At 63.7% G+C, this 2,976-nt stretch carries 5 protein-coding genes; 3 read left to right on the top strand and 2 right to left on the bottom strand.

Going from position 1 to position 2,976, the window contains the following annotated elements:
- The coding region (locus tag AC1DY5_RS49585; RefSeq protein WP_478119504.1) for an aldehyde dehydrogenase family protein at positions 1-183 on the top strand (183 nt) is incomplete at its 5' end.
- A gap of 289 nt (positions 184-472) precedes the next feature.
- Here AC1DY5_RS49585 and AC1DY5_RS49580 read toward each other — a convergent pair.
- Positions 473-847, bottom strand: coding sequence for a hypothetical protein (locus AC1DY5_RS49580; RefSeq protein WP_478121663.1), 375 nt, complete (start codon positions 845-847; stop codon positions 473-475).
- A gap of 323 nt (positions 848-1,170) precedes the next feature.
- Here AC1DY5_RS49580 and AC1DY5_RS49575 point away from each other — a divergent pair, with 323 nt between their 5' ends.
- Entirely contained in the window at positions 1,171-1,440 is a 270-nt protein-coding gene (locus AC1DY5_RS49575) for a hypothetical protein (protein ID WP_478121662.1), read from the top strand.
- A 273-nt stretch (positions 1,441-1,713) separates the two neighbouring features.
- Here the strand turns inward: AC1DY5_RS49575 and AC1DY5_RS49570 are convergent, their stop codons facing one another.
- Positions 1,714-2,181, bottom strand: a complete 468-nt coding sequence (locus AC1DY5_RS49570) for a hypothetical protein (RefSeq protein ID WP_478121661.1) — start codon at positions 2,179-2,181, stop codon at positions 1,714-1,716.
- Positions 2,182-2,227: 46 nt separating this feature from the next.
- On the opposite strand from AC1DY5_RS49570, the gene AC1DY5_RS49565 reads away from it, so the two are divergent.
- Positions 2,228-2,791 (top strand): hypothetical protein, encoded by a 564-nt coding sequence (locus tag AC1DY5_RS49565; RefSeq protein ID WP_478121660.1) that lies wholly within the window; start codon positions 2,228-2,230, stop codon positions 2,789-2,791.
- Positions 2,792-2,976 lie beyond the last annotated feature (185 nt).

Below are 2,976 nucleotides of genomic sequence, written 5' to 3'. Positions count from 1 at the left end.
ACTTCAATGCACGCTTACGAGCGTTTGGATGCCTCGACGGTGATGGTCAACGACCACACGGCATTCCGCGTCGACTGGATGCCTTTCGCTGGACTGCGCGAGTCGGGGCTCGGCGTGGGCGGCATCCCCCATACCTATCGCGACATGCAGACGGAGAAGTTGTTCGTCGGACCTTTGCCGTAGCGGGACTGTCACTTCGATGGCGTGGTCAACCAAAGGCAAGTCGAAGTATCAGCCATAGATGCTAGTGAGGATTGGTTGTTGCGAGCCTCGAAGGTGGCGGCGATCAAGTTCTGAGTAGACCGGCCCGTCGCGCAGCGAAGAGTCAAGGGCCGCTCTTGGCAGCCTCAGTCGCTCAGCGGAGAATTTTGACCGGCCGCAAGCAGTCCTGGAGCGGTAGTAGCCAGCAGACGCGCGAGTGACTGTTGATGGCCGACAGCCGCCTGCCGCAAATCCGTGCCAAGGTGGCCACTTAGGTCCCGCGCGCCAGTCCGGCAGCGAGCGTCACCCCGCCGTGCGCTGCCACCGACTCACCCACCAGCGCCCCTGGTTCCGAATCCATCTCGACCATGTTCCCCACGAACTCGACCAGCGCCTCGCGGTCGAGCATGCCAGGGATCGGATCATCGACGTAGCCAAACCCAGCGAGAACCTCGCCGTCGGCCATGCGGTACAGCAGCAGGATCCAGTGGTGGTTGCCGAGTTCCGGCAACTGCTCGGCGGTGGCGATGAACCCCGGCGCCGCGGCGATCGCGCGAAGGTCCGCAGCGAAGACCTGCAACGTCTCCGGTGAGGCCATCGATCCGTCCTTCGGCTGAGCCGACTGGCTGGCGCCGGCAATGGCCACGGCAGCGAGCGCGTGCATCAGTGCTGTTGCCCTCCTCGAMCTCGTCCTTCAGTGCGACCAGGGGTCGATTTGTTTTCGGTGTCAAAACTGACGGATCGAATCCCCAGCAACGACGCGGCCCGAGCACTGTAAGTCGTTGATTTCGCGAGCATTGCTGTTCACTTCGTTGCGGCGTATCGTCTCCGGCCCCTGAACGGCGAAGAGAGCGATTCAAATGGTGGGGTGTGCAGACGCTCACTTGCGAGTTCTCATCGCGACCGGCCAATCTGCGGTCGAGTTCTCCGGCTGGAAAATGACACCTGGCGCGCCTTTGGAGCTTGGCCATGCAGATCAAAGTCAGTTTTGCCATTTCCGGCGGCATTGCCGAGTCGGACGCATTGCCGCTGCTGACGCTGGAGGTCGATGCGCAGCCGAGCATCGAAACTCTGGGGCTGGGATTGGCCGATGCCAAGGCGCTGCTCGCGCGGATGCAGGCCCAGATCGTCACGCGTCAGGTTGAGCTGATGTCGACCAGCCAGCGCCGATGCGATGGCTGTGGCCTGAATCGCGCCATCAAGATGCTATGTGGGACTACTCGAGCGAGACCCGTTTAGCTAAAACGGGATTTCCTTAACTTCTTGCCAAAGGAGATGGAAATGTCGACAACACAAGCAGTCCCACAACGTGAGGATACGGTGATCGCGGGCGAGCTGTACATGAGCTTCGAACTCGGCGACAAGAAGTGGAAGTTGACGGCGAGCGATGGCCACCGCGGCGCGAGTCGGTACAACGTGGACGCTGGCGACACGGCCGCCGTTGCGCACTGCATTGGCAAGGCCCGGGAGCGCTGCAAGCTCGAGGGGGCCCGGGTGCACTCGTGCTACGAATCAGGCCGCGACGGCTGGTGGCTGCACCGCTGGCTGATCGAGCAGGGTGTGGACAACATCGTGGTCGACTCCTCCAGCATCGAGGTGAACCGACACGCCAGGCGGGCCAAGACCGACCGGCTCGATGGCGACAAGCTGCTGGCGATGCTGCTGCGCCAGCATCGCGGTGAGCGTGTGTGGTCGGTGGTGCATGAGCCCACGCCCGAGGACGAAGACGCGCGCCGCACGCACCGCGAACTCGCCAGGCTGACGCAGGAGCGCACCTCCCACATGAATCGCATCGGCTCGCTGCTGGTGCTGCACAACCTGCGTCCGCACGTCATCATCGGCGGGCGCGACTGGGCGCGCTGGTGGGAACGCAATTTCGAGCAGGTGCCGCCTGTCTTGCGCGCGGAGATCGAGCGCGAGAGCGCGCGGCTGACTCTGGTCAAGCAGCAGGTGAAGGCGCTGGAGGCTGCGCGTCGCCAAGAACTACCACGACGTTCACTACCGCAGCCTGTTTGGCAATGTTGTCGTGAAGGTGCCGCGTTGGCGGCGATGCGAATGTCGTTGCAGCACCGCCCCGAGCGAACGGCGCGCTTGGCGCTGGATCTCGGCGGAGTTGGAGTACGTCCAAAGCCGCCTGGCCGCCACGATTCCCTATGCCAAGTCCTCGGAGTTGCTGGAGCTGTTATTGCCGGTGGGCGGAGCCAACGCCACGAGCACGGTGCGACGGCACACTCTGGGCGCTGGTCGGCGACTGGATGCGCAGGGCCTCGAGGTCCAGCCAGAGGCGGCCGACATGGGCAGCGGATCGAACGTCACCACGGTCGGTCTGGACGGCGGATACCTGCGGCTTTGCCACCCTGACGAGGAAAAATCGTTCGAGGTCGTCGCTGGCCGCGMCATGCGCGCCGGCGTCGGTCAGCGCAGCGTGGCATTCGTTCGAATCGCCGATCAGCATTCGCACGAGCGAGTGCGAGGTGTCCTATCTGCTTTCGGTCGACAGAACAGTTCCATGGAGGTCTTCACCGATGGCGACATCCAGCTTCGCCAGTGGCAGCTGTCGACGCGTAAGCGTCTGGCCGTGGCATCTTGAGGTGACGTGGCCAGTGGCCGAGCATCGCGTCCATGATGAACATGGTGGACGCGGCTTGGGCGAAGGCAATGGTGTTCGCCTCGCGCTGGCTCGGCGTCGTCGTGCTGACCGTGTTCATTTTCGGTCGATCAGCGGCCGTCTCGGCGCGGCGCCTGTGGTCGACCTGGTCGACCTCAGCCGGCAGG

It is taken from the genome of Variovorax sp. P4_D9, assembly GCF_056401695.1.
The sequence above is the reverse complement of the archived record's forward strand: the minus strand, read 5'-3'. Positions and strand labels throughout refer to the sequence as shown.

Excerpts from the sequence above, each read along its gene's own strand:
- AC1DY5_RS49575 (WP_478121662.1), top strand. The coding sequence starts at position 1,171 with ATGCAGATCAAAGTCAGTTTTGCCATTTCCGGCGGCATTGCCGAGTCG.